At 64.0% G+C, this 25,552-nt stretch carries 24 protein-coding genes; 7 read left to right on the forward strand and 17 right to left on the reverse strand.

Annotated elements, in window-relative coordinates; genetic code table 11:
• Nucleotides 1–10: 10 nt before the first annotated feature.
• The 8 genes from NCS00_RS11850 to NCS00_RS11885 form a co-directional block, all read right to left on the reverse strand.
• Nucleotides 11–1,282: a glutamate-5-semialdehyde dehydrogenase gene (locus NCS00_RS11850; RefSeq protein ID WP_250435180.1), complete on the reverse strand. Its 1,272-nt coding sequence runs from the start codon at nucleotides 1,280–1,282 to the stop codon at nucleotides 11–13.
• An 88-nt stretch (nucleotides 1,283–1,370) separates the two neighbouring features.
• Entirely contained in the window at nucleotides 1,371–2,462 is a 1,092-nt protein-coding gene (holA, locus tag NCS00_RS11855; RefSeq protein ID WP_250435182.1) for a DNA polymerase III subunit delta, read from the reverse strand.
• Between the two features lie 22 nt (nucleotides 2,463–2,484).
• Nucleotides 2,485–2,994: an LPS-assembly lipoprotein LptE gene (locus tag NCS00_RS11860; RefSeq protein WP_409014118.1), complete on the reverse strand. Its 510-nt coding sequence runs from the start codon at nucleotides 2,992–2,994 to the stop codon at nucleotides 2,485–2,487.
• Nucleotides 2,995–3,086: 92 nt separating this feature from the next.
• Nucleotides 3,087–5,681: a leucine--tRNA ligase gene (leuS, locus tag NCS00_RS11865; protein ID WP_250440185.1), complete on the reverse strand. Its 2,595-nt coding sequence runs from the start codon at nucleotides 5,679–5,681 to the stop codon at nucleotides 3,087–3,089.
• Between the two features lie 193 nt (nucleotides 5,682–5,874).
• Entirely contained in the window at nucleotides 5,875–6,315 is a 441-nt protein-coding gene (locus NCS00_RS11870) for an ExbD/TolR family protein (RefSeq protein ID WP_239295142.1), read from the reverse strand.
• A 10-nt stretch (nucleotides 6,316–6,325) separates the two neighbouring features.
• A complete protein-coding gene (locus tag NCS00_RS11875; RefSeq protein WP_239295143.1) occupies nucleotides 6,326–6,991 on the reverse strand; it encodes a MotA/TolQ/ExbB proton channel family protein in 666 nt (221 codons plus the stop codon).
• 8 nt (nucleotides 6,992–6,999) lie between these two features.
• Nucleotides 7,000–7,797, reverse strand: a complete 798-nt coding sequence (gene dapB / locus NCS00_RS11880; RefSeq protein ID WP_008342862.1) for a 4-hydroxy-tetrahydrodipicolinate reductase — start codon at nucleotides 7,795–7,797, stop codon at nucleotides 7,000–7,002.
• Nucleotides 7,798–7,915: 118 nt separating this feature from the next.
• A complete protein-coding gene (locus NCS00_RS11885) occupies nucleotides 7,916–8,716 on the reverse strand; it encodes an outer membrane protein assembly factor BamE (protein WP_033537302.1) in 801 nt (266 codons plus the stop codon).
• A gap of 193 nt (nucleotides 8,717–8,909) precedes the next feature.
• Here NCS00_RS11885 and fur point away from each other — a divergent pair, with 193 nt between their 5' ends.
• On the forward strand, nucleotides 8,910–9,338 hold the full coding sequence (gene fur, locus NCS00_RS11890; protein WP_008342866.1) for a ferric iron uptake transcriptional regulator: 429 nt from the start codon (nucleotides 8,910–8,912) through the stop codon (nucleotides 9,336–9,338).
• 140 nt (nucleotides 9,339–9,478) lie between these two features.
• On the opposite strand, the gene NCS00_RS11895 is transcribed toward fur, so the two are convergent.
• Together NCS00_RS11895 and NCS00_RS11900 are read right to left on the reverse strand one after the other, a co-directional pair.
• A complete protein-coding gene (locus NCS00_RS11895) occupies nucleotides 9,479–9,988 on the reverse strand; it encodes an ureidoglycolate lyase (RefSeq protein ID WP_008342867.1) in 510 nt (169 codons plus the stop codon).
• Nucleotides 9,989–10,067: 79 nt separating this feature from the next.
• Entirely contained in the window at nucleotides 10,068–11,396 is a 1,329-nt protein-coding gene (locus tag NCS00_RS11900) for a C4-dicarboxylate transporter DctA (RefSeq protein WP_250440186.1), read from the reverse strand.
• Between the two features lie 229 nt (nucleotides 11,397–11,625).
• Here NCS00_RS11900 and NCS00_RS11905 point away from each other — a divergent pair, with 229 nt between their 5' ends.
• Entirely contained in the window at nucleotides 11,626–12,321 is a 696-nt protein-coding gene (locus NCS00_RS11905; RefSeq protein ID WP_034471690.1) for a FadR/GntR family transcriptional regulator, read from the forward strand.
• Between the two features lie 53 nt (nucleotides 12,322–12,374).
• On the opposite strand, the gene gap is transcribed toward NCS00_RS11905, so the two are convergent.
• Nucleotides 12,375–13,385, reverse strand: a complete 1,011-nt coding sequence (gene gap / locus NCS00_RS11910) for a type I glyceraldehyde-3-phosphate dehydrogenase (RefSeq protein ID WP_008342872.1) — start codon at nucleotides 13,383–13,385, stop codon at nucleotides 12,375–12,377.
• A 47-nt stretch (nucleotides 13,386–13,432) separates the two neighbouring features.
• The gene (gene tkt, locus NCS00_RS11915; RefSeq protein WP_239295147.1) at nucleotides 13,433–15,487 is read right to left on the reverse strand and encodes a transketolase; all 2,055 of its coding nucleotides are present in this window, start codon (nucleotides 15,485–15,487) and stop codon (nucleotides 13,433–13,435) included.
• 432 nt (nucleotides 15,488–15,919) lie between these two features.
• Here tkt and NCS00_RS11920 point away from each other — a divergent pair, with 432 nt between their 5' ends.
• Together NCS00_RS11920 and NCS00_RS11925 are read left to right on the forward strand one after the other, a co-directional pair.
• Nucleotides 15,920–16,333 (forward strand): VOC family protein, encoded by a 414-nt coding sequence (locus NCS00_RS11920; RefSeq protein ID WP_008342874.1) that lies wholly within the window; start codon nucleotides 15,920–15,922, stop codon nucleotides 16,331–16,333.
• A 53-nt stretch (nucleotides 16,334–16,386) separates the two neighbouring features.
• Nucleotides 16,387–17,124, forward strand: a complete 738-nt coding sequence (locus tag NCS00_RS11925; RefSeq protein ID WP_250440187.1) for a 16S rRNA (uracil(1498)-N(3))-methyltransferase — start codon at nucleotides 16,387–16,389, stop codon at nucleotides 17,122–17,124.
• A 65-nt stretch (nucleotides 17,125–17,189) separates the two neighbouring features.
• Here NCS00_RS11925 and NCS00_RS11930 read toward each other — a convergent pair whose 3' ends face one another.
• The 3 genes from NCS00_RS11930 to NCS00_RS11940 form a co-directional block, all read right to left on the reverse strand.
• Nucleotides 17,190–17,753 carry a barstar family protein gene (locus tag NCS00_RS11930; RefSeq protein WP_008342876.1) on the reverse strand — a complete coding sequence of 188 codons (564 nt, stop codon included), beginning with the start codon at nucleotides 17,751–17,753 and terminating at the stop codon, nucleotides 17,190–17,192.
• Between the two features lie 4 nt (nucleotides 17,754–17,757).
• Nucleotides 17,758–18,252 (reverse strand): guanyl-specific ribonuclease, encoded by a 495-nt coding sequence (locus NCS00_RS11935; protein ID WP_250440188.1) that lies wholly within the window; start codon nucleotides 18,250–18,252, stop codon nucleotides 17,758–17,760.
• A gap of 409 nt (nucleotides 18,253–18,661) precedes the next feature.
• Nucleotides 18,662–20,956 (reverse strand): NADP-dependent malic enzyme, encoded by a 2,295-nt coding sequence (locus NCS00_RS11940; RefSeq protein WP_008342878.1) that lies wholly within the window; start codon nucleotides 20,954–20,956, stop codon nucleotides 18,662–18,664.
• A 242-nt stretch (nucleotides 20,957–21,198) separates the two neighbouring features.
• Here NCS00_RS11940 and thiL point away from each other — a divergent pair, with 242 nt between their 5' ends.
• From thiL to NCS00_RS11955, 3 genes are read left to right on the forward strand one after another with little or no spacing between them, the layout of a single operon-like run.
• Entirely contained in the window at nucleotides 21,199–22,188 is a 990-nt protein-coding gene (gene thiL, locus NCS00_RS11945; protein ID WP_250440190.1) for a thiamine-phosphate kinase, read from the forward strand.
• Nucleotides 22,178–22,711 carry a phosphatidylglycerophosphatase A family protein gene (locus tag NCS00_RS11950; protein WP_239295150.1) on the forward strand — a complete coding sequence of 178 codons (534 nt, stop codon included), beginning with the start codon at nucleotides 22,178–22,180 and terminating at the stop codon, nucleotides 22,709–22,711. Before thiL ends, NCS00_RS11950 begins: the two co-directional genes overlap by 11 nt.
• A 26-nt stretch (nucleotides 22,712–22,737) precedes the next feature.
• The gene (locus NCS00_RS11955; RefSeq protein ID WP_008342881.1) at nucleotides 22,738–23,238 is read left to right on the forward strand and encodes a CinA family protein; all 501 of its coding nucleotides are present in this window, start codon (nucleotides 22,738–22,740) and stop codon (nucleotides 23,236–23,238) included.
• A 265-nt stretch (nucleotides 23,239–23,503) separates the two neighbouring features.
• On the opposite strand, the gene pyrF is transcribed toward NCS00_RS11955, so the two are convergent.
• Nucleotides 23,504–24,316 (reverse strand): orotidine-5'-phosphate decarboxylase, encoded by an 813-nt coding sequence (gene pyrF, locus NCS00_RS11960; RefSeq protein ID WP_250435191.1) that lies wholly within the window; start codon nucleotides 24,314–24,316, stop codon nucleotides 23,504–23,506.
• A gap of 90 nt (nucleotides 24,317–24,406) precedes the next feature.
• On the reverse strand, nucleotides 24,407–25,510 hold the full coding sequence (locus tag NCS00_RS11965) for an aldose 1-epimerase (RefSeq protein ID WP_502801576.1): 1,104 nt from the start codon (nucleotides 25,508–25,510) through the stop codon (nucleotides 24,407–24,409).
• Nucleotides 25,511–25,552 lie beyond the last annotated feature (42 nt).

A 25,552-nucleotide genomic window follows, 5' to 3' on the forward strand; every position in this document is an offset into this window, starting at 1 on the left:
GTTCTGATTTTTATTGACGGACTTCGCCGCGCCCCAGCACGACATATTTGAGCGACGTGAGCCCTTCGAGACCGACCGGTCCGCGCGCATGCAGCTTGTCGTTCGAGATGCCGATTTCCGCGCCGAGACCGAATTCGAAGCCGTCCGCGAAACGCGTCGATGCGTTGACCATCACGCTCGCCGAATCGACTTCGCGCAGGAAGCGCATCGCGCGGTCGTGGTCTTCGGTGACGATGGCGTCCGTGTGGTGCGAGCCGTATGTGTTGATGTGCTCGATCGCCTCGTCGAGATCGCCGACGACCTTGATCGCCAGCACCGGCGCCAGATATTCCGTGCTCCAGTCTTCTTCGGTCGCATCGACGAGCGAGCCGACGTGCGCCGCTTCGAGCACGGCGCGCGCTTGCCCATCGACGCGCAACTCGACGTCCTTCGCCTGGAACGCGCGCGCGAGTTGCGGCAGCGCCTCGTTCGCGATGCCGCGCGCGACGAGCAGCGTTTCCATCGTGTTGCAGGTGCCGTAACGATGCGTCTTCGCGTTGTCGCAAATGGCCGCTGCTTTCGCGAGATCGGCGCGATCGTCGACGTAGACGTGGCAGATGCCGTCGAGATGCTTGATCATCGGCACGCGCGCTTCTTCCATCAGGCGCGCGATCAGGCTCTTGCCGCCGCGCGGCACGATCACGTCGACGAATTCGGTCATCGTGATGAGCTTGCCGACCGCCGCGCGATCCGCCGTCTCGACGACCTGCACCGCGTCCTGTGGCAAGCCCGCCGCTTCGAGCCCGACGCCGATCAGCTTCGCGAGCGCCGTGTTGCACTCGAGCGCCTCGGAGCCGCCACGCAGAATGGTCGCGTTGCCGGATTTGAGACAGAGCGCGGCGGCGTCGATGGTCACGTTGGGCCGCGATTCGTAAATGATGCCGATCACGCCGAGCGGCACGCGCATCTGCCCGACCTGAATGCCGCTCGGACGGAACTTGAGCCCGCTGATCTCGCCGATCGGATCGGCCAGCGCGGCGACCTGACGCAAGCCTTCGACCATCGTGTTCAGCGCCTTGTCCGAAAGCGTCAGGCGGTCGATGAACGCCGCGTCGTGACCCTTCTCGCGCGCGCGGGCGAGATCGCGCGCATTCGCTTCCTTGAGCGCTTCGCGCTCGCGCTCGATGGCGTCGGCCACCTTGATGAGCGCCGCGTTCTTCGCCGCCGTGGACGCCCGCGCCATCGCGCGCGACGCCTTGCGGGCGCGGCGGCCGAGGTCGGTCATGTATTGATCGATGTTCATCGTGGGTCTCGTTGCGTCGGCGCTGCGCGCGTCGAAAAGTTCATTCTAAGCTGTTGCACAGATTGCAACAGCGCGTGACGGAAGCGTTCTAGCGACGCGGTCGTGGCGCTGGCGCGCGCTGCGCCGTCTTGCCGCCGTGCGCGACGGCCATCGCCAGTTCGAACATGCCGGCCCACGGATCCGGCGGCGGCTCGCTGCCGCGCTTGCCCGTGCTGCCCGACAGTCCCTTCACCTGCCGATCCAGCCGCGCCGCCAGCGACAGCGCCTTTTCCAGCGCCTCGTCCGTCACGCGCGAGAGCGCCGGGCCGATCAGCCGTTCGCGCGGGCCCCAGACGCGGTTCTCGCGCATGAGTGTCGCGAGCGGCTTGCCCGATGCGACGCCGCGCTTGATGCGCAGCAGCGTGCGAACTTCCTCGACGAGCGCCCACAGCACGAGCACTGCCGCCTCGCCTTCGCCTTTGAGGCCATCGAGCATGCGCGCGAGACGGCCGACATCGCCCGTCAGCATCGCTTCGTTGAGTTTGAACACGTCGTAGCGCGCGACGTTCAGCACCGCGTCGTGAATCTGCTCGAACGTGAGCACGCCCTCGGGATACAGCAGCCCGAGCTTCTGGATTTCCTGATGCGCGGCGAGCAAATTGCCTTCCACGCGTTCCGCGATGAACGACAGCGCGCGCCGCCCTTCCTCGCCCGGCGCGACACGCTGGCCTTGCTGCGCGAGGCGCTGGCCAACCCACATGGGCAATTGCGCGCGCTCGATCGGATCGACCTTCAACGCGACGCCCGCGCCCAGCAACGCCGTGAACCAGCCGGATTTCTGCGTCGCGCCGTCGAGACGCGGCAGCGTGACGAGTGTCACGACGTCCGGGTTATCGGCGTCGGCGAGCGTCTTCAGCGCTTCCGCGCCTTCCTTGCCGGGCTTGCCGGTCGGAATGCGCAGTTCGATCAGTTGACGGTCGCCGAACAGCGACATCGACTGCGTTGCGCCGATGAGCGCGCTCCAGTCGAATCCACGCTCGACCGTGAACACCGTGCGATCGGTGAAGCCCGCCGCGCGCGCCGTTGCCCGAATGCGGTCGCACGCTTCCTGCGCGAGCAGATGCTCGTCGCCGTAGACGACGTACAGCCCTTTCAGGCCTTTCGCGAGATGCGCTTCGAGCGCGTCGAGCTTCAGTTGCATGATGCCAAGCGAACCCGGCCGATCAAAGCGGCGGCACCGGCAGCGGCGCGCGCGGCGAGACGCCCGGCGTCTGCTCGCCCGGCGCCGGATGCAGCGAACGCACGGTCGCGAGACGGCGCGTCAGCTGATCGACGGCGTCGTTGCGCATGTCGTTGTAGAGCAGCGTCGCTTCCTGCGATTTCGCGAGCGTGTATTGATCGCTGTATGTCATCGAGCGATTCAGCGCGATGGTGCTCGGCGGAATCAGTAACGTGCCGTCGGCGCCGAGCAGTGTGTAGTTCAGCGAGAAGACGAGCTCGTATTCCTGGATCACGCCCTGCGCGTTCAGGCTCAGAGTGCGCATGCCCTGGCCTTCGTTCAAATTGAGCGTCGCGTCCGGCTTCTCGAACGGTTTGACGATCACGGTGTCGCTGCCGCCCTGAACCATGCGCTCGAGGCGCGCGACCATCTGCGGCGTGCCGCCGGTGATCGCGAGCCGCTTGAACGCGTAGTCCTGCTGGCCGCGAAGCTGGAAGCCGCACGCGGACAGCATCGCCGCGCCGCCGAGGAGCGGGACGAACGAGAGAAACGAGCGCCTGCTCGCGCTGACTTTGCCGGTCACATCCACTCCCTTGGTTGTGCGCATCAGACGACCACGTTGACGAGACGCCCCGGCACCACGATCACCTTCTTCGGTGTGCGGCCTTCGGCGAACTTCTCGAACATTTCGTGCGCGATCGCGGCCTTTTCGATGTCTTCGCGCGATGCCTCCTTCGCGACCGTCAGCGCACCGCGTACCTTGCCGTTGACCTGCAGCACCAGCTCGATTTCCGACTGCTCGAGCGCGGCTTCGTCGACCGTCGGCCAGGGCGCGTCGAGGAGCGGGCCGAATTCCTTCTCGTAGCCGAGTTCCGACCACAACTGGAACGTGATGTGCGGCACGACCGGATACAGCACGCGCAACAGCACGCCGAAGGTTTCGTTCAGCACGCCGGCGCCGACGTTCTTCGCGCCTTCGACCGCGTTGAGCATCTTCATGGCGGCGGACACGACCGTGTTGTACTGCAGACGGCCGTAGTCGAAATCGGCCTGCTTCAGCACGGTATAGATTTCGCGGCGCAAGGTCTTCTCGGCGTCGCCGAGTTTCGATGCGTCGAGCTTCGCGTGCTGACGCAGCGCATCGGCGTTGTCATGCGCGAAGTGCCACACGCGGCGCAGGAAGCGGCTCGCGCCTTCGACGCCCGCGCCCGACCATTCGAGCGACTGCTCGGGCGGTGCGGCGAACATCACGAAAAGGCGGGCCGTGTCGGCGCCGTACTGATCGATCAGCGTTTGCGGATCGACGCCGTTGTTCTTCGACTTCGACATCTTCTCGACGCCGCCGAGCACGACCGGCTGGCCGTCCGCGTTCAGCGTCGCGCCCGTCGGGCGGCCCTTTTCATCGTGCGTGACCGTGACTTCGAGCGGGTTGTACCAAGTCTTCTTGCCGCTCGCGTCCTCGCGATAGAACGTTTCGTTCAGCACCATGCCCTGCGTGAGCAGATTCTTCGCGGGCTCGCTGAACTTGATGAGGCCCATGTCGCGCATGACCTTGGTCCAGAAGCGCGAGTACAAGAGGTGCAGGATCGCGTGCTCGATGCCGCCGATGTACTGATCCATCGGCATCCAGTAATCGGTGCGCTCGTCAACCATCGTCGGCGCGTCCGGCGCGGTGTAGCGCGAGAAGTACCAGGACGAATCGACGAAGGTGTCCATCGTGTCGGTTTCGCGCTTCGCCGCCGCGCCGCACTTCGGGCACGTGCAGTTCACGAACGCTTCCGACTTCGCGAGCGGGTTGCCCGAGCCGTCCGGCACGAGGTCTTCCGGCAGCACGACCGGCAGATCTTTCTCCGGCACCGGCACGTCGCCGCACGACGGGCAATGGATGATCGGAATCGGCGTGCCCCAGTAGCGCTGGCGCGAGATGCCCCAGTCGCGCAAACGCCAGGTGACCTGCTTGTCGCCGAGGTTCTTCGCCTTCAGATCGGCGGCGATCGCGTCGATGGCTTCTTCCGTCGTCAGGCCGTCGTACTTGCCGCTGTTGATGAGCCTGCCCGCGGTCTTGTCGCCGTACCATTCTTGCCAGGCGTCGGTCGAGTACGTCTTGCCCTCGACATCGATCACCTGTTTGATCGGCAGCTTATACTTCTTCGCGAACGCGAAATCGCGCTCGTCGTGCGCCGGCACGCCCATCACCGCGCCTTCGCCGTAGGACATCAGCACGTAATTGCCGATCCACACTTCGACTTGTGCGCCCGTCAGCGGATGCGTGACGAAGAAGCCGGTCGGCACGCCCTTCTTTTCCATCGTCGCGACATCGGCTTCGGCCACGCCACCGCGCTTGCATTCGTCGATGAACGCCTGGAGATCGGCGTTGTCGCGCGCGAGGCGCGTGGCGAGCGGATGCTCCGCCGCGACCGCCGCGAACGTGACGCCCATGATCGTGTCGGCGCGCGTGGTGAATACGCGCAACAGTTTCGCTTCGCCGTCGATTTCATACGGGAAGCCGAAGTTCACGCCGAAGCTCTTGCCGATCCAGTTCTGCTGCATGATCTTGACGCGCTCGGGCCAGCCGAGGCCGTCGAGATCGTCGAGCAGTTGATCCGCGTAATCGGTGATGCGCAGGTAGTACATCGGGATTTCGCGCTTTTCGACGAGCGCGCCCGAGCGCCAGCCGCGCCCGTCGATGACCTGCTCGTTGGCGAGCACGGTCTGATCGACCGGATCCCAGTTGACCGTGCCCGTCTTCTTGTACGCGATGCCCTTTTCCAGCATCTTCAGGAACAGCCACTGGTTCCACTTGTAGTAATCCGGCGAGCAGGTGGCGACTTCGCGCGACCAGTCGATGGCGAGGCCCATCGACTGCATCTGCTTCTTCATGTACGCGATGTTCTCGTACGTCCACTTCGCCGGCGGCACGTTGTTCGCCATCGCCGCGTTTTCGGCGGGCATGCCGAACGCGTCCCAGCCCATCGGCATCAGCGTGTTGTGGCCGTTCATGCGCAAGTAACGGTACATCACGTCGTTGATGGTGTAGTTGCGCACGTGACCCATGTGCAGCTTGCCCGACGGATACGGCAGCATCGAGACGCAATAGAACTTGGGCTTGGCCGACGTCTCGGTCGTCCGGTAGACGTCGTTCGCGCGCCAGTTGCTCTGCGCGGCGGATTCGACGTCGGCGGGTGCGTATTTATCGTGCATGGTGTGGTTTGGCTTTCGGCAAATGCTGGGAACGGACTTTGGGACTCGCCGCTATCGATTCGGGCAACGAGTCCGGGCGCTGCGGCATTGCTGACACGGCGCGGCGTCGGAATTCGGGCCTGCTGGCTCGGGCCAAGGCCCGCCGAACGGGGAAATCGCGATTATACCGTTCGATGCGCGCCGGTTCGCGCGCTTATTGCGCGCGCGCTGGCTGCTGCGGTTTCGCGGGCTGCGTGACGAAGCCGATGCGCTCCAGACCGGCCTGCTGCGCCGCGCCCATTACCTGCGCGATGACGTCGTAGCGCGTCGCGCTCGACGCCCGCAGATGCAGTTCCGGCTTCTGCGCGCTCTTGCCCGCGTCGGCGAAACGCGCGCGCATCTGATCGAAAGTGACGGGCGTGTCGTTCCAGAAGAGCTTGCCGGCGTCGTCGATGGACAGCGTGACGGTTTGCGGCGTCTCGCGCGCGGGCTGCGACGAGACTTTCGGCAAATCGAGCCGGATCGCGTGCGTGAAAAGCGGCGCGGTGATGATGAAGATGACGAGCAGCACGAGCATGACGTCGATGAGCGGCGTCATGTTGATGTCCGCCATCGGCGCACCGTTCGTCTTCTTGTCGAGTCCGCCGAAGGCCATCGCCGCGTTCCTATTCGGCCGGACCGCACACGAACGCATGCAGATCGTGCGCGAATCCGTCGAGTTCCTCGGAAATCTGCCGCACGTAGCGCCCGAGAATGTTGTACGCGAGCACGGCGGGAATCGCGACGACGAGACCGAACGCCGTCATGATGAGCGCCTCGCCGACCGGCCCGGCGACGTTTTCGATCATCGCCTGACCGCTCGACGCGATGTTCGACAGCGCGTGATAAATGCCCCAGACGGTGCCGAGCAAGCCGACGAAAGGCGCCGTGCTCCCCACCGATGCGAGCAGAACCTGACCGAATTCGAGCCTTCGTTGCGAACGCAGCAACGCATGACGCAGCGCGCGCAACACGCGCTCGCTGCGCTCGACGCGGGCGAGCATCGCGCCGGGCATTTCAGCTTCCGATGCGCGCCACGCGGCTTCAGCGAGTGGCAGAAACACACGCTCGCGATCCGCGCGCTGCAATGCGCCGATGCCGTCCTTCAAACTCGGCGCCTGCCAGAAACGCTGCAATGCGCGCGGACCTTGCCACTTGGCGCGCGCCAGAATCCACGCCTTCACGAGCAGGAAACACCAGCTCGCGAGCGACATGGCGAGCAGCAGACCCGCGACCGCGTGCGTCACGGCATCGCCGGATTGAAGGTAATGAATGACGCCCGTTGCTGCCATAAAAAAAATCAGCGCAGGCCGAGTACGTCCTGCATGTCGAAGAAGCCCTTGTCGTGCCCTTCGAGGAAACGCGCGGCGCGCAGCGCGCCCTGCGCGTACGACAGACGGCTCGCCGACTTGTGCGTGATTTCGATGCGCTCGCCGATGCCCGCGAAGAGCACCGTGTGATCGCCGACGATATCGCCGCCGCGAATCGCGGAAAAGCCGATCGTCGACGGATCGCGCTCGCCGGTCACGCCTTCGCGCGCGTACACGGCGCAGTCCTTCAGATCGCGGCCGAGCGCCTTGGCGATCACTTCGCCCATGCCGAGCGCGGTGCCCGACGGCGCATCCACCTTATGACGATGGTGCGCCTCGATGATCTCGATGTCGTAGCCGGTCGCGAAATGCTTCGCGGCGAATTCGAGCAGCTTCAACGTGACGTTCACGCCGACGCTCATGTTCGGCGCGAACACGACGCCGATCTTCTCGCCCGCCTGCTTCAGTTGCGCCTTTTGCTCGTCCGAAAAGCCGGTCGTGCCGACGATCATCTTCACGTTGTGCCGCAGCGCCGCTTCCAGATGCGCCATCGTGCCTTCGGGACGCGTGAAGTCGATGAGGGCGTCGGCGTCGGCGAACACGCGCTCGATGTCGTCCGTCAGCAACACGCCCGTGGTCTTGCCGAGGAACGCGCCCGCGTCCTGTCCGAGCTGCGGCGCGCCGGGGCGGTCGAGGGCGCCGGCGAGTTGCGCTTCGGGCTCGTTGAGGACGGTTTCGATCAGCATCCGGCCCATGCGGCCCGACGCGCCGGCAATGGCGATCTTCATGGCAGTCTCGTGTTGAATCGCGCGCGGCACGCGCGACGGATGATGCGAATGGGCTGTGCGGATGAAGCGGCGCCGCGTCGACGCATGGCGCGGCTTCGTCCTCGAGCGGCTGAACTGCTTACTGGCTTTGCTGCGGCAGATAGAACTGCGCCTGGCCGCTTGCGTTGGCCGGAGCCGGCGACGAACCCGCCGGACCGACCGCGCTGCTGTCCGGAATGTTGATCGTCTGCGGGCGGCGCTGCAGCTGAATCTGCGAGTTGCTGCCGGAACTGTTGGTGGAACCCGGCGCGCCGCCCGAGCTCGTCGGCGCGCTGCTGAACGCCGAGGAGCGCTGACGCCCCGTCGGCATTTCGACTTGCGCCGTTGCGCGGTTCGCGGCCTGCGCGGCTTCCTGGTTCGCATCGCCGGCAAATGCCGCTGCCGTATTCGGTTGCGTCGACGGCTCGCCGACCGGCGCTGTCACCGCCGCGGTCGACGCCACCGGCGCGGATGCCGCCGCCGGCGTCGCAGGCTTCGCGACCTTGACGCCCTTGTCGCCGTCGATTTCGGCGAGCAGCTCGAGGTTCGACGGCAGATTCTCGCCGCCCGACCAGCTCACGACGCGATCGCTCGCGAAGTTGACGACGAAGTCACGCTGCTGAACGACGGATGTCGACCCACGCTTGAAATAGAACACGTAGTCCCAGCGATCGGCGTGGAACATGTCCGTCAGAAGCGGCGTGCCGAGGAGTTGCTTCACCTGATCACGCGACATGCCGACCTGCATCTGCGCCGCGGCTTCCGCCGAAACGAAATTGCCTTGCACAACCGTGATCCGGTACGGCGTGATGCTTTGCGCGATCTTCTGCGTGACGCTGTCGTACGTCGAGCAGCCGGCGAGCAATGCGGCCAAGGTTGCTGCTATTACGGTTCCCCGCATGCGACGGCTCTCCCTGCAATTCGATAAATATTTGGAAAACATTTCACCTTTCACGCGAGGCGCTTCAAGGCCGCACTCATTTCGGCCCTCATTAGCTAATTCACCTTGACGCCTTGACGCCGCTTGGGATGTCAGGATTTGGCAAAACGCATTACTATGACAACCTTGAATTGTACTCTAGGGATGCCTAGCCATGACCAATCCCGCCGATCTCAAGAATATCGGGCTCAAGGCGACCCTGCCCCGCCTCAAGATTCTCGAAATTTTCCAGCACAGTCCGGTGCGCCATCTGACCGCTGAAGACGTGTATCGAAGCCTGCTCAACGAAGAGCTCGATATCGGTCTTGCGACGGTTTATCGCGTGCTCACGCAGTTCGAGCAAGCCGGCCTGCTGTCGCGAAGCAATTTCGAATCGGGCAAGGCCGTCTTCGAGCTCAACGAGGGATCGCACCACGATCACCTCGTGTGCATCGACTGCGGCCGCGTCGAAGAGTTTTTCGATGCGGAGATCGAACGCCGTCAGCAATCGATCGCGAAGGAACGCGGTTTCAAGCTCCACGAGCATGCGCTCGCGCTGTACGGCGCATGCACGAAGGAAAACTGCCCGCACCGCAAGCATTGAGCTTCGCGCGCCGCTCTTGGGCGCGCGGATGAAAAACCGCCGTTCATCTCGCGATGGACGGCGGTTTCGTTTCGCCCGTACGTTTCATGTTATGCGCATGCGATCGATTCGCAATTGCATTTCGATTACCGCATGTTGTATCAAGCTGCGCGCGCGGCCGCTTCGATCAGCGCGTAACGTTCGGGCAGGTCGATTTCGTCGCAATTCGGCAAGTCGCCGCCGCGATCGACGACGATGAAATCGCCCGGCTCGTCGAGCACGATCAGCGGGTGATGCCACACGCCGCGCGCATAGTTCACGCCCTGCCAGCCGCGCGCGTAAAAGGCCCGCAGACCAGCCGCATCGAACTCGCCCGCAGGCGCGACGACCACGAGATAGCGCACGTCCGCGAGCGGCACGAAAGCCTGACTGCCGAGCGGATGGCGCTCCATCATCGAAACCACGACCGGCTGCGGGCGCGGCTGGCCGCGAAACACGTTGATAAGCGGCCGCCCTCCGCTTTCGAAGCCGACTTCCACGTTCGCGAGATCGTGAAAGCGCTCCGTCGTGCCCGCGTTGATCGGGAAATGACGCGCGCCTTCGAGTTCGATGACATCGCCGAACGGGGCGAAGGCTTCGCGCGTGAGCGGTTCGAGCGTCAATGTTTTCATTCGATTCCTCCGAAGATGCGCGATTCCGCGATGTGCGTGTCGCGACAGTCGGTCATTTCAATGCCCGGGTTGCGTCGAGTCAGATCGCGTGTGCGTGTTCGTTGCCGTGCGCGCCTTGCTCCGATTGCGGCGCGGCGGGCACGAAGCGATACTCGGCGTCCTGATCGAGCACGCGTTTGGCGCGCGCCCGGTCGATGTCGTTCTCCCAGACGCCGACGACCACCGTCGCGACGCAGTTGCCGATCAGATTCGTCACCGCGCGCGCGATGCCGACGAACCAGTCGACCGGCAGGATCAGCACGAGGCCGAGCACGGGAATGGCGGGAATGGCGGAGAGCGTCGCGGCAAGAATCACGATGGCGGAGCCGGGAATGCCGTGCGCGCCCTTCGACGTCACCAGCGACACGAGCACGACGACGATCAGGTCATGCATCGACAGCGGCGTGTTGGTCGCCTGCGCGATGAAGATCACCGCGAGCGTGAGATAGATCGAGAAGCCGTCGAGGTTGAACGAGTAGCCGGTCGGAATCACGAGACCGACGGTCGAATCCTTCACGCCCATCCATTCGAGCTTGCGCATGATCTGCGGCAGCACGGCATCCGACGACGCGGTGCCGAGCACGATCGACAATTCCTCGCGCAGATAGCGCACGAGCTTGAAGATCGAGAAGCCCGCGAGGCGCATCACGATACCCAGCACGACGAACACGAACAGGAAGCAGCTCGCGTAGAACACAATCACGAGCAGGCCGAGCTGCTTGAGCGACGCGACGCCGTACTGGCCGGTCGTGAAGGCGATCGCGCCGAACACGCCGAGCGGCGCGAGCTTGATGATGAACGCCATGATGCGGAAAAACACATGCGACAGCTCGTCGATGAAAACCGTCACGCGCTGTGCCTTTTCGCCGAGCATCGAGAGCGCCGAGCCGAACAGGATCGCGAACACGAGCACTTGCAGGATGTCGCCTTTGGCGAAAGCGTCGATCGCGGTGTCGGGGATGATCTTCAACAGGAAGCCCGCGGTGTCCTTCAGGCTTTTTGCGTGCTCCGTGTAGGTCGCGAGCGACGCGGCATTGAGCGAATGCAGATCGATGTTCATGCCGACGCCCGGCCGCGTGAACCATGCGAGCAGCGCGCCGATGACAAGTGCGAGCGTCGTCATGATCTCGAAGTAGACGACCGCCTTCAGCCCGACGCGTCCCACTTTCTTCAGATCGCCCGCGCTCGCCATGCCGCTCACGACGACGCAGAACACGATCGGCCCGATCACCATCTTGATGAGCTTCAGGAAACCGTCGCCCAAAGGCCGCAACGACTGGCCGAAATGCGGAAACAGCGCGCCGACCACCACGCCGATGACCAGCGCGATCATCACCCTGCCGAACAGCGAATTCAGAAATCTCGACACGACCGTCTCCTCGTGTAATGTCTCGGGACCATGAGCAACTGTTCCGACTGGTCGGACCAGTGCTGTGATGGGGAATATTAGAAAGCCGATATAGAGCCGTCAAGGAAGCATTGGTAGCGGTTTACCCTGTTCCGGCCGGGTACGGAAATGGCCGCGACACGGTCGTTCACACGCGCGCACGGCACGCGCATACAATGGCGGTCAGACCGGCCAATTCAGTTTTCTTCCTATGAAAAACGTCCCGCATACCGTGACCGACGCCGCCATCGCGACCATTCGCGAGCGCATCGAATCGAGCATGTATCCGGTCGGGAGTCTGCTTCCGGCGCAGCGGCAGCTATCGGAAGAATTGGCGATCAGCCGGGCGTCGCTACGCGAGGCGCTCTCGACGCTCGAAGCGCTCGGCATGCTGCACATCCGGCCCGGCAAAGGCGTGTATGTCAGCAGTGCGCAGGCAAGCAACGCACATCCGTGGCGCTTCGCCGATCAGGCGTCGTTGCCCGACACCTATCAGATGCGCTTCGCGCTGGAGGGATTCGTCGCGCGGCTCGCGGCGCATTCGATCGGCGACGCGGACATCGACTGGCTCGACGACAATCTCGACTCGCTGCACGCCGCGTTGACCGAATCGGCGCTGGAAGAAGCCGCGCAACTCGACTTCGCGTTTCACATGCGTATCGTGAGTCTCGCGGGCAATGCGGCGATCGAATCGATCCTGCGCGGCAGCGCCGACATCATGAAGGAGAGCCAGCGGCTGCCGTTCTATCGGCGCGAACTGGTGTTATCGACGTATCACGAACACGCGGTCATCATCGAGGCTCTGAAGGCGCGCGACGGCGAGAAGGCCGGCCGCGCGATCGAAGGTCACATCGTCAACGCGGCGCAGCGTGCGGGCGTGCATTTTCCCGTTCCGAGCAAAGCTTGAGGCGAAAAAAAGCCGCTCCGAAGAGCGGCTTTGTCGTTTCAGCAGGCTGAAACTTACTTCGCGTTCGCGAGGGCGACCGCCGTATCCAGCATGCGGTTCGAGAAGCCCCATTCGTTGTCGTACCAGCTCGACACCTTCACGAGACGGCCCGACACCTTGGTGAGCGTCGAATCGAACGTCGACGAAGCCGGGTTGTGGTTGTAGTCGATCGAGACCAGCGGCGCATCGTTGTAGCCGAGCACGCCCTTCAGTTCGCCTTCCGACGCTTCCTTCATGATCTTGTTGATCTCTTCGACCGTCGTATCGCGCGCGGCGATGAACGACAGATCGACGACCGACACGTTGATCGTCGGGACGCGGATCGCGTAGCCATCCAGCTTGCCGTTCAGCTCGGGCAGCACGAGGCCGACGGCCGAAGCAGCGCCCGTCTTCGTCGGGATCTGGCTGTGCGTGGCCGAGCGCGCGCGGCGCAGGTCTTCGTGGTACACGTCCGTCAGAACCTGGTCGTTCGTGTACGCGTGGATCGTGGTCATCAGACCGTTCACCAGGCCGATCTTGTCGTTCAACGGCTTGACGAGCGGCGCGAGGCAGTTCGTCGTGCACGATGCGTTCGAGATGACCGTGTCCGACGCCTTCAGCACGTTGTGATTCACGCCGTACACGATGGTCGCGTCGACGTCCTTGCCGCCCGGCGCCGAGATGATGACCTTCTTCGCGCCGCCCTTGATGTGCGCGCTCGCCTTTTCCTTCGTCGTGAAGAAGCCGGTGCACTCCATCACCACGTCGACCTTCAGCTCGCCCCACGGCAGTTCGGCCGGGTTGCGGTTCGCCAGAACGCGGATCTTGTCGCCGTTGACGACGAGGTAATCGCCGTCCACCGACACTTCGCCCGGGAACTTGCCGTGCGCCGTGTCGTACTGCGTCAGGTGCGCGTTGGTCTTGGCATCGCCGAGGTCGTTGATGGCGACGATCTCGATGTCGTGCTTCTTGCCGTTTTCATAGAGGGCGCGCAGCGTGTTGCGGCCGATACGGCCATAGCCGTTGATTGCAACGCGAATCGTCATGGTCTATCTCCTTGGCTTAAAAAAACCTGCTTCGCTGACCGCGAATTTTACTGCGCGGCGAGGACGGCCTTCGCCGTCGCGACAACATGCTCCACCGTGAAGCCGAAATGCTTGAACAGCGCGCCCGCCGGAGCCGACTCGCCGAACGTGTCGATGCCGACCACGCCGCCTTCGAGGCCCACATACTTGCGCCAGAAATCCGTCACGCCCGCTTCGATCGCCACGCGCGCCACGCCCTTCGGCAGCACGCGCTCACGATACTCGGCGTCCTGCTTGTCGAAGACGTTCGTGCACGGCATCGACACGACGCGCGCGCCGATGCCTTCCTTCGCCAGCGCCTCGACGGCTTGCATCGCGAGCTGCACTTCCGAGCCCGTCGCGATGAGGATGATCTTGCGCGCGGGGATATCGTCGTTCCAGTCGCGCAGCACGTAGCCGCCCTTCGCGATGTTGGCGATCTGAATGTCGTTGCGCGGCGAGAATTGCAGATTCTGGCGGCTGAAAATCAGCGTCGACGGGCCGTTGTGCGCGATCGAATGCGTCCACGCGACCGCCGTTTCGACCGTATCGGCCGGACGCCACGTCTGCAGATTCGGGATCAGGCGCAGGCTCGACACATGTTCGATCGACTGATGCGTCGGACCGTCTTCGCCGAGACCGATGGAATCGTGCGTGAAGACGAAGATCGAGCGCGACTTCATCAGCGCGGCGACGCGCAGCGCGTTGCGGCTGTAGTCCGAGAACGTCAGGAACGTGCCGCCGAACGGACGATAGCCGCCATGCAGCGCGATGCCGTTGATCGCAGCCGACATGCCGAACTCGCGCACGCCGTAGTTGATGTGATTGCCCCACTGGATGCCCGCGTGTTCCGGATTCGCGTTTTCGGCGTCGCCTGCGGCGCGAACGGCTTTGGAAGCCTTCCAGTTGGTGAGGTTCGAGCCGGTCAGGTCGGCCGAGCCGCCGAGCAGTTCCGGCAGTGCCGCGGCCAGCCCTTCGATGGCGTTCTGCGAGGCCTTGCGCGTCGCGATGGTTTCGGCCTTCTGATTCGCGTCCTCGATGATCTTCGCGGCAGCTTCGGCCCAGTTCGCCGGCAGCTCGCCGCTCATGCGGCGCGTGAATTCGCTCGCTTCCGACGCGTACTTCGCGCGATAGGCGTCGAACGCCTTGTTCCATTCCGCTTCGGCGTGCGTGCCTTGTTCCTTCGCGTCCCACGCCGCATACACTTCCTGCGGAATTTCGAACGGACCGTAGTTCCAGCCGATCGCCGCGCGCGTCGCCGCGATTTCCTTGTCGCCGAGCGGCGCGCCGTGCGCGTCGTGACCGCCCGCCTTCGTCGGCGCTCCCTTGCCGATGACCGTGCGGCAGCAGATCAGCGTCGGCTTGTCCGACTTCTTCGCGGCGGCGATAGCGGCATCGACTGCATCGACGTTGTGGCCGTCCACGGCGCGGATCACGTTCCAGCCATACGCTTCGAAGCGCTTCGGCGTGTCGTCGTGGAACCAGTGCTCGACGTGGCCGTCGATGGAAATGCCGTTGTCGTCGTACAGCGCGATCAGCTTGTTGAGCTTGAGCGTGCCCGCGAGCGAGCACGCTTCGTGCGAAATGCCTTCCATCAGGCAGCCGTCGCCAAGGAACACGTACGTGTAGTGATCGACGATCTTCGCGTCAGCCTTGTTGAATTCGGCGGCGAGCAGCGCCTCGGCGAGCGCCATGCCGACCGCATTGCCGACGCCCTGGCCGAGCGGGCCCGTGGTCGTCTCGACGCCGGCCGTGATGCCGTATTCCGGATGGCCCGGCGTCTTCGAATGCAGTTGACGGAAGTTCTTGAGCTCGCTCATCGGCAGGTCGTAGCCGGTGAGGTGCAGCAGCGAATACAGCAACATCGAGCCGTGACCGTTCGACAACACGAAACGGTCGCGATCGAACCAGTGCGGATTCGCGGGATTGTGCTTCAGATGGCGCGACCACAGCGCGACGCCGATTTCCGCCATGCCCATCGGCATGCCGGGATGGCCGGAGTTGGCTTGTTGAACGGCGTCCATGGCGAGCGCGCGGATTGCGTTGGCCATGAGGGCGGTCTGGCTGGAGGTCGGGATCGTCATGTCGAGTCTGGGCAGGTGCTGAAATGATCCGCGGTGCTTCTCTTGCAGTACTTCTCACTCGGGCCGGACCCGCACACACCACGTTTTCAGGACCGGAACGACTTGGAAACGACGAGAAACGACGAGGATCGGAAGCCCATCATTCTAACAGACCGGTCCGATTGACACGCGTCTGTAAGGGCGCAAATCCGGTGCGTCCGGACGTCCCGGGCGCGGGCATGTTCCGTGCAATTCACGCGTCGCCGCACTGTCACGGCGGCATGACAATCCGTGACCTTACACGGTAACGCGCGCGGTCAACGGACGTTCATCTGGCGAAATCCGTCCGGCGCGCGGCGTATCGCGCAGGTTCCTTGCCGGTCCATTGATCGTACGTCTTCATGGCAAAATGTTTCCCAATGTGCAGCAGCAAGGCTTCAAGGAGTGCTTTCGATGACCGACCCTCGCCCCGCCGACGTGCCCTGGCTGACTCCGTATCTCACCGTGCGCGACGCACGCGTGAGCATTGCGTTTTATGAAAAAGCGCTAGGCTTCGCGGTGCGCGACAGCGTCAACGACGACGGCACGGTCATCCATGTCGAGATGACGTATCGCGGGCAGTTGATCGTGATGTTCGCGCCCGAAGGCGCGTACGGTTCGCAGGCGCGCACGCCGAAGAGCGCGGGGCAAATGGCGCCGCAGTCCTTCTATTTATACGTCGATGACGTCGACGCCACGTTCCATCAGGCGCTCGCAGTCGGCGCGAAGGCGCTCATCGAGCCGCAGGACCAGTTCTGGGGCGACCGCTTCGCGCAGATCGAAGATCCGGACGGCTATCGCTGGGCGATCGCGCGGCATCTGCGCTGAGCGCGCAGGCATTCTCACTATCCGCGGACGGCCGAGTCCGCGATCAATCATTCATGCCACGTTTTCATGTCGACGGCCCGCTCTGCGCAGGCCAAACCTTCGCCCTTCCGGATGACGTCGTGCGTCATGTGCACGTCCTGCGTCTGCAAACGGGCGATGCAATCACACTCTTCGATGGCCGCGGCGGCGAATATCGCGGCGAGCTCGTCGATATCGCCAAACGCGCGGCGACCGCGCGCATCGACGAACACAGCGATCGCGAGGCCGAGCCGCCGTATCGCGTGACGCTCGCACAAGGCGTGGCGGGCGGCGACAAGATGGACTGGCTCATCGAGAAGGCGGTGGAACTCGGCGTCTCGGGCATTGCGCCGATCACGGCCGAGCGCGGCGTCGTGCGTCTCGCCGGCGAGCGCGCATTGCGTCGCCAGGCGCACTGGCAGGCGCTCACGCGCGCGGCGTGCGAGCAATGCGGGCGCAATCGCGTGCCCGAGGTTGCGCCGCCGCGCGATCTCGGCGCCTGGCTCGCCGACCTGCCCGCCGCCATCGACGGCGAACTGCGCCTCCTTCTCTCGCCGCGCGCCGAAGTCAGCTTTGCATCGTTGCCCGTCGATCCGCCGGCGAGTCCCGTCACTTTGCTGATCGGTCCGGAAGCGGGTTTTTCGCCCGCGGAAGAAACCGCGATCGTCGATGCGGGTTTTTCCACGCTCGGGCTCGGCCCGCGCGTGCTGCGCACGGAGACGGCGGGCATGGCGGTGTTGGCGGCGCTGGCCGCGCGCTGGGGCGGCTGGTAAAAAAATAGCCCGATGGAAACCCATCGGGCTATTTTCCTGCTTTGCGCCGGCCTTGGTTCGAATGCTCAGACGAACGAATAGAACACGCGGAAAGCCACTTTCCTTTCCGCCCAGAATTCCGCCGCGTCGCGGAATACGTCCAGCAGCACTTCGCGGCCTTCCTTGTCGAACTTCTGCGCGATCGGCAGTTGTTCCAGCACGATCACGAAACCCGGTTGCGAGCCCGCCTTGTGAACGAGATCGGTGAGCGAATCGTAAAGCGCGTCGTAGTTCTTGCCGAAGTGTTTGGGAAAGAGAAACGAAAGAGCGATAGTCTCGAGCACTTCCTGTTTGCTCTGCGCATGGCCGAGATACGCGTACAGGAAATGCTGGCCGAGGCGGTTCGCTTCGTCCGCGAGATCCTGCACCCGGAACGCGCGAATCGACTGCACGATGTTCGGCCGCACGGTTGCGAACAGCGATTCCGAATCCTCTTGCGGATGGAGCTCCTCGGGCCTGGTCTCGTCGTCGGGTCTGTTGTCGTGTTCTGTCATGCGTAGCCGCAATACTCGCTGGAACAGGTTGCCATCGCCGGTGGCGAAAAGATCACCCGCGACGCTGTGGTCGTGCGCGTAGATGTTGTCGCTCATGCCGTTAATCCCGTAGTTGATCCGCAATGCGTTTGAAACTGGCGTAGTGGTCGTCCGTGTAGTAGCAATCGTCGAGCTTCTTCTTCGGACCGCCACACACGATCCGGCGCGCGCCGCGATCCCGCGCGCGAGGCGTGGGAACGGTGTATTCGTGGTAGTAGCCGCGTGGATGCCGCGGAAGCAAACGCTCGCGATTGCCGAACACGACGCCGTCCTTCTCGAAAGGGAAAGGGCCGCCCGCTTCGATCAGCCGCAAGGTTGCGACCGCCTGCTTGGGCAACTGCGCAATGTAGACGGTGGCCAGCCCGTCGCGCTCCTGCTCGCCGGTCGCTTGCGGTTGCCGCACCTGCGCTTCACGGACCGGTTCGGCCGGCGAGACGGGCGCCGGACTCGCCGAAGCAACCGTTTCCTGAACGCCGCTTCGAGGTTCATCCTTGCCGCACGCGCCCAACAGGACGCTCAAGGCGACGAAAAACGAAAGAGCCCTCGCGCGTGTCACCAAACGGTTGTCCTCGCGTTACACCAGAATTCACGACCATGAAAGATGTAAGGGTATCGCTAATGACAGGGCGAAGCAACGTTCGCCCGAAAATCGGAAATTTTTTCGCAGTTTGGACCGATCCCGCAAATTCTGATGACGTAATCATCCGAAGAATTAGCCGAAATCTGAGAGATTTTTATCCCAGTCAGGATAATAATTTGCTCGTGGGATCTGAAGCGTTGGACGAGCCGCCTCACTCGTCGCCAGTTTCGCGGCATCGCGCTTGCCGTTCGATCCCGCTTTTTGCGTGTAAAGCAAACACTCCTTTGCTTTTTTCGCGGCGTGCCGTGTGTCCACGGCACGCTTTTTTTTGCGCAAAAAAAGCGGCGGGAAAGCCCGCCGCGTTCTTGATCAAAGCAAGCCGCGATCAGCGCGCCGCCGATGCATCCGCCACCAGCAATGCCGTCATGTTGACGATTCGCCGCACCGTCGCCGATGAAGTGAGCACGTGAACCGGCTTCGCCGCGCCGAGCAGGATCGGCCCGATCGCGATGCCGCTTCCCGCCGCCGTCTTCAGCAGGTTGTACGAGATGTTCGCCGCGTCGATGTTCGGCAGGATCAGCAGGTTCGCGTCGCCTTCGAGCGTCGATTCGGGCAGCACTTCCTTGCGCAGACGCGCATCGAGCGCCACGTCGCCGTGCATTTCGCCGTCGACGTCGAGATCGGGCGCGCGTTCCTTGAGGATCGCGAGCACGTCGCGCATCTTCTGCGCGGTCGGCGCATTGCTCGTGCCGAAGTTCGAATGCGACAGGAGCGCGATCTTCGGCACGATGCCGAAGCGCTTCACTTCTTCCGCCGCGAGCATCGTGATTTCGGCGAGCTGCTCGGGCGTCGGATCGACGTTCACGTGCGTATCGACGATGAAAATCTGACGCCCCGGCAGCACGAGCGCGTTCATTGCCGCGTACACGTTCGCGCCTTCCTTCTTTCCGATCACCTGATCGATGAAGTGCAGATGACGATGCGTCGTGCTCACCGTGCCGCAGATCATGCCGTCGGCTTCGCCCTTCTGCACGAGCATCGCGCCGATCAGCGTCGTGCGGCGGCGCATTTCGAGCTTTGCCATCTGCTGGCTGATGCCTTTGCGCGCCATCATCTTCGCGTACGTCTGCCAGAAATCGCGATAGCGCTCGTCGTGGTCCGTATCGACCACGGAGAAATCGACGCCCGGCGCGAGACGCAGGCCGAATTTCTGGATGCGTTGCTGGATGACCGCCGGACGGCCGATGAGAATCGGCTTCGCGATCTTTTCATCGACGGCGATCTGCACCGCGCGCAGCACGCGCTCTTCCTCGCCCTCCGCGAACACGATGCGCTTCTTCTCCGGCTCGACGCTGCGCGCGAGCTGGAACACGGGCTTCATCGTCGTGCCGCTGTGATAGACGAACTGCTGCAGATGCTGCTCGTACGCTTCCATGTCCTCGATCGGACGCGTCGCCACGCCGCTGTCCATCGCCGCCTTCGCGACGGCCGGCGCGATCTTCACGATGAGACGCGGATCGAAAGGCTTCGGAATCAGATATTCCGGGCCGAACGACAAATCCTGAATGCCATAAGCCGTCGCGACGATATCGCTCTGCTCCTGACGCGCCAGTTCCGCGATGGCGTTCACCGCAGCGATTTCCATTTCCTTCGTGATGACGGTCGCGCCGACATCGAGCGCGCCGCGGAAGATGAACGGGAAGCACAGAACGTTGTTGACCTGATTCGGATAGTCCGTGCGGCCGGTGGCGAGCACGGCGTCCGGGCGCACTTCGAGCGCGAGTTCCGGCAGGATTTCCGGCGTCGGATTCGCGAGCGCGAGAATCAGCGGCTTCGCGGCCATCTGCTTGACCATGTCCTGCTTGAGCACGCCGCCGGCCGAAAGCCCGAGGAACACGTCCGCGCCTTCGATCACTTCGGCGAGCGTGCGCGCGCTCGTTTCGCGCGCGAAGAGCTCCTTGTCCGGGTCCATCAGCTCGGTGCGGCCCTTGTAGACGACGCCGGCCAGATCCGTCACGAAAATGTTCTCGCGCTTCATGCCGAGATCGACGAGCAGATTCAGGCACGCCAGCGCCGCCGCGCCCGCGCCCGACGCGACCAGCTTCACTTCGCCGATGTTCTTGCCGACCACCTTCAGACCGTTCGTGATCGCCGCCGCGACGACGATGGCCGTGCCGTGCTGATCGTCGTGGAAGACGGGAATTTTCATGCGCTTGCGGCATTCGCGTTCGACGATGAAGCAGTCCGGCGCCTTGATGTCTTCCAGATTGATGCCGCCGAAAGTCGGCTCGAGCGCGGCGATCACGTCGACGAGCTTGTGCGGATCGCTTTCGTTCAGCTCGATATCGAACACGTCGATGCCGGCGAACTTCTTGAAGAGCACGGCCTTGCCTTCCATCACCGGCTTCGATGCGAGCGGCCCGATGTTGCCGAGGCCCAGCACGGCCGTGCCATTGCTGACGACGCCGACGAGATTGCTGCGCGCGGTGAAGCGCGCGGCGTTCAGCGGATCTTCGACGATCGCTTCACACGCGAACGCGACGCCCGGCGAGTAAGCCAGCGCGAGGTCGCGCTGGTTGATCATCTGCTTGGTGGGGGCGATCGCGATCTTCCCGGGAACCGGAAATTCGTGATAGTCGAGCGCAGCTTCGCGCAACTTGGTATTGGCGTCAGTCGTCATAAGGCGGGCTAGCAGTGCGGGAATTAGAATGGAAGTTCGAACGCATTGTAGCGCCAATCAGTCGCGGTTTCGGACCGCGCTCCATGCATTTCGGCTACAAGTGCCATGACTGGAAAACGTCTGGTCGGTCCGTCCGGCAAGCCTTCGCGGGCATCGGCCGAGTGTTTTCGAGATGCGGCGCCGGTTTCGGCGCGCTGTGTTTTTCATCGTGCATTGCAACAATCAACCTCAAGCGCCGACGCATGCTCTCCGAGTTTTCACTGATCGACCGTTTCTTTGCACGCCGCGCGACGGCGCCTTCCCCGCGTCATGACGAGGAGGCCGCGAAGCCGCTCGGCATCGGCGACGACTGCGCGCTTATCGCGCCGCCCGCCGGCCATCAGCTCGCCATTTCGACGGACATGCTGGTCGAAGGACGCCACTTCTTTCCCGATGTCGATCCGTACGCGCTCGGTCACAAGGCGCTCGCGGTGAACCTGTCCGATCTCGCCGCGATGGGCGCGAAGCCGCACGCGTTCACGCTCGCGCTCGCGTTGCCGCGCGCCGACGAAGCCTGGCTCGAAGCGTTCAGCAACGGTCTCTTCGCGCTCGCGGAACGTCACGATTGCGCGCTCGTCGGCGGCGATACGACGAGCGGGCCGCTCAACATCTGCATCACGGTGTTCGGCGACGTGCCGCAGGGTGCGGCATTGCGTCGCGATGCGGCGCGTCCCGGCGACGACATCTACGTATCCGGCACCTTGGGCGACGCGCGCGCGGGCCTCGGCGCGATTCGCGGCGAGTGGTCCGCGCCGGAGGCTTCCGCCTGGCGGCGCGCGCTGGAGCGCCCGGAACCGCGCGTCGCGTTGGGCATGGCGTTGCGCGGCGTGGCGCACGCGGCGCTCGATATCTCCGATGGCCTCGCGGGCGATCTCATGCACATCCTGAAGCGTTCGGGCGTGCGCGCGGTCGTCGATGCCGATGCCGTGCCGTGCTCCGATGCCGTGCGCGCGCTGCCCGAAACCGCGCGCCGACAATGCACGCTCGCGGGCGGCGACGACTACGAGCTCTGCTTCACCGCGCCCGTCGATGCCCGCGACGCGCTCGCCAAGATCGCGACGGACGTGAAAGTGCCGCTGACGCGCATCGGTACAATCGAGTCATCCGGTGCGCCCGCAATCGCCTGGCGCGATGCGTCGGGCGCCCCGCTCTCCCTGACGTTGCAAGGCTTCGATCATTTCCATGCAGACTGACCCCACGCTAGCGGGCGACCCGGCCGCGCCGCGCAGCAAGCCGCGCCGGGCGAGCGCGCGCTTCATGCTCGACCATCCGCTTCATATTCTTTCGCTCGGCTTCGGCAGCGGACTGTCTCCCATCGTGCCGGGCACGGTCGGCACGTTATTCGCATGGGTGTCGTTCGTCGTGTTCAATCCGCATCTGACGGTCGCGGAATGGGGCGCGCTGATCGTCGCCGGCTTCATCGCCGGATGCTGGTTCACCGGCTTCACCGCGAAGAAAATGGGCACCGACGATCCGTCGCCGGTCGTGTGGGACGAGATCGTCGCGTTCTGGCTCGTGCTGCTGCTCGTCACGCCCGCGACCTTCACCGGGCAATTGTGGGCGTTCGTCGTGTTCCGCTTCTTCGACATGGTGAAACCGCCGCCCATCCGATATTTCGATCGCCGGTTGAAAGGCGGTTTCGGCATCATGTTCGATGATCTCGTCGCGGCGTTCTTCACGCTGCTCGTGATCGCGCTCTGGCGCATGACCGTCTGATTTTTCCATCCATCGAGACCACCGCCATGCCAACCGACACCGTCGTTCACCAACTTGCGATTCGCGTCGGCAACAAGCTGCACGCCGAACGGCTGATGCTCGCCACCGCCGAGTCGTGCACGGGCGGCATGGTCGCGACCGCCATCACCGATATTTCGGGCAGCAGCGCGTGGTTCGAGCGCGGCTTCGTCACGTATTCGAATCTCGCGAAGATCGAGATGATCGGCGTGCCCGCGACGCTGATCGAACAGCACGGCGCGGTCAGCGAGCCGGTCGCGAAGGCCATGGCCGAAGGCGCGCTGCGCAACAGCCGCGCGCAGGTCTCGGTGTCGATTACGGGCGTGGCGGGACCGGCGGGCGGCAGCGAGGCGAAGCCGGTCGGTACCGTGTGCTTCGGATGGAGCAATCGTCTGAATACGCAGATCGAGACCCAGCATTTCAAGGGCGACCGCGAACAAGTGCGAACGCAGGCCGCCGCGCATGCGTTGCGCAGGCTGCTGGAGTTCATGGATCAGAGCGAGCGCTGAGCGCGCGTCGATCGCATGAACAAGCGCATCGACAATCCGGCCGATTCCGTCACGTTCAGCAAGGATCAGGTGGCCCGCTGGATGGGTCGGAAGACCTTCGGCCGCAATCGAACGTCACATCGCCGACCGAGCCGCCGTTGTACATCGCCATCGTTAAGCGCTCGCGGCGGGCATTCTGTCCGAAGATGCGCGCGCGGTGGAGAAGTTCTCCGCCGAAGACATCGAGGCGCTGTTCGCGCCTATTGCCGATAGTTGAAGCGCGCGCTCACCGATACTGATTGATCGTATCGCGCGTCTTCTTCGCGGCTTCGGCCGCGGCTTGCGCGTAATCATCGCCCTTGCCGGCGTAGATGATCGCGCGCGACGAATTGATCAACATGCCCGTGCCGTTCGCGGTGCGGCCCGCGCGCACGGTTGCTTCGACATCGCCGCCCTGTGCGCCGATGCCCGGAATCAGAAGCGGCATGTCGCCGACGATCCCGCGTACCGTTTCGATTTCCTTCGGAAACGTCGCACCGACGACGAGGCCCAACTGTCCCTTGTCATTCCACTTTTCCGCAGCGAGCCTGGCGACGACCTGATACAGCGGCTTGCCATCGGTCGTGAGAAATTGCAGATCGGAGCCGCCCGCGTTCGACGTTCGGCACAGCACGATCACGCCCTTGCCCTCATGCGCGAGATACGGCTCGATGGAATCGAAGCCCATGTACGGATTCACGGTGACGGCATCGGCCCGATAGCGCTCGAACGCTTCCTTCGCGTACTGCTCGGCCGTGCTGCCGATATCGCCGCGCTTCGCATCGAGAATCACCGGAATGCCGGCGTGCTTCTCGTGGATATGCGCGATCAGCGCTTCGAGCTGATCTTCCGCGCGATGCGCCGCGAAGTACGCGATCTGCGGCTTGAACGACGATGCATACGGCGCGGTTGCATCAACGATGGTCTTGCAGAACTCGAAGATCGCGTCGGCGCGGCCGTTGAGTGCGCCGGGAAACTTCGCCGGCTCCGGATCGAGGCCGACGCACAGAAGCGATTGAGTCCGCGACCACGCGGCATTGAGCGATTCGATGAAGGACATGGCGGGAAGATGTTGAAAACGTCGATGCCACGCATTTTAGCGTGCGTGGCGTCATCTTCCGTCGCGCTTCCGTCGCGCTTCCGGCGCGGATCAGCGCGCCGCGTCCCGTGCCCGCGCCTTCGCGCCTGCCCGCGTGCGCGGCCTTCCGCGCCGCGTCGCTTCCCCGGTGCGCTCGACGGTGAAGCGGAATTCCCGCGACAAGCGTTCGCCCGGTTCGAGCACGGTCATGCCGTTCGCTTCCCCACCGCCGGGCAGATTCACCGCGTTGATCGGATGATCGACCGGCTCGAAGCAGAAAAAGCTTTCGCCGGGCGGCGCGTAGAGCACGTAGTAATCGGTGTCGGCGGCGATCGTCAGCGACAGGCGGCGCTTCGGCCACAGCACGCTCGTGCGCCCGCTCCATCCGGTGAACGCGTTGTTGACCATTTCCGATGGCATCGGATACGCAACGCCGAATTGCCACGCGGGCGGCGTCGGAACATGCCGCACAGGCAGCCAGTCGTCGCCGCACAGCCACACGCCGCCCGCCGCCGCCGACAACTCCGTGTCCGCCTCGCGCATCAGGAACGGATGCAGCCCGAGGCCGAACGGCAGCGCTTCGTCGCCGGTATTTTCGACATCGAGCGTCACGGCGAGCGTCGCTTCGTCGAGCGTGTAAGTCTGCGCGGCGCGAAACGCGTAAGGCGTGCCGCCGCTGCAATCGAGCGTGAGACGCACGCGCGCGGAATCCTGCTCCGCGACTTCCCACGCGCCGAGCCAGCCATCGCCGTGCAGCGGCAGCGGTTCGCCCGCGCGATTGCACGGCACGTCGATCGAGCGTCCGGAAAACTGAAAGTTTCCGTTGCCGATGCGGTTCGAATACGGCAAAAGCGGATAGCACGCGAGCTGATTCGGATCGGTGTCCGGTCCCGGCTCGACACACGGCCGGAAGATCGGCACGAGCGTGCCTTCGTGCCGCCAGTCGAAGCGCGTGATGCCGCCGCCGAGCGACGGTGCCAGCTCGAGCCGCAAATGCGCGTTGGCGAGCGTGATGCAGCCGTCGACATCGGCGCCGCCCATCGCGACGACCGCGGTGCTCGGGCCGGGACGGATCGGCGGTTCGGTGGCGGCGGCGAGACGCGCACGGCGGGCGTTCGCCTGTTCCTTGGACATCGATGCAGGATTCGGTCTTTGCTCTGTTCGCGCGACAGCCATGACTCGTGCTCCATCGAGAGGCGAAGAACCCGGCGTTGCCGG

Origin of the sequence: Caballeronia sp. AZ1_KS37, from assembly GCF_023631165.1 — a bacterium.
Classification (GTDB): Bacteria; Pseudomonadota; Gammaproteobacteria; order Burkholderiales; family Burkholderiaceae; genus Caballeronia; species Caballeronia zhejiangensis.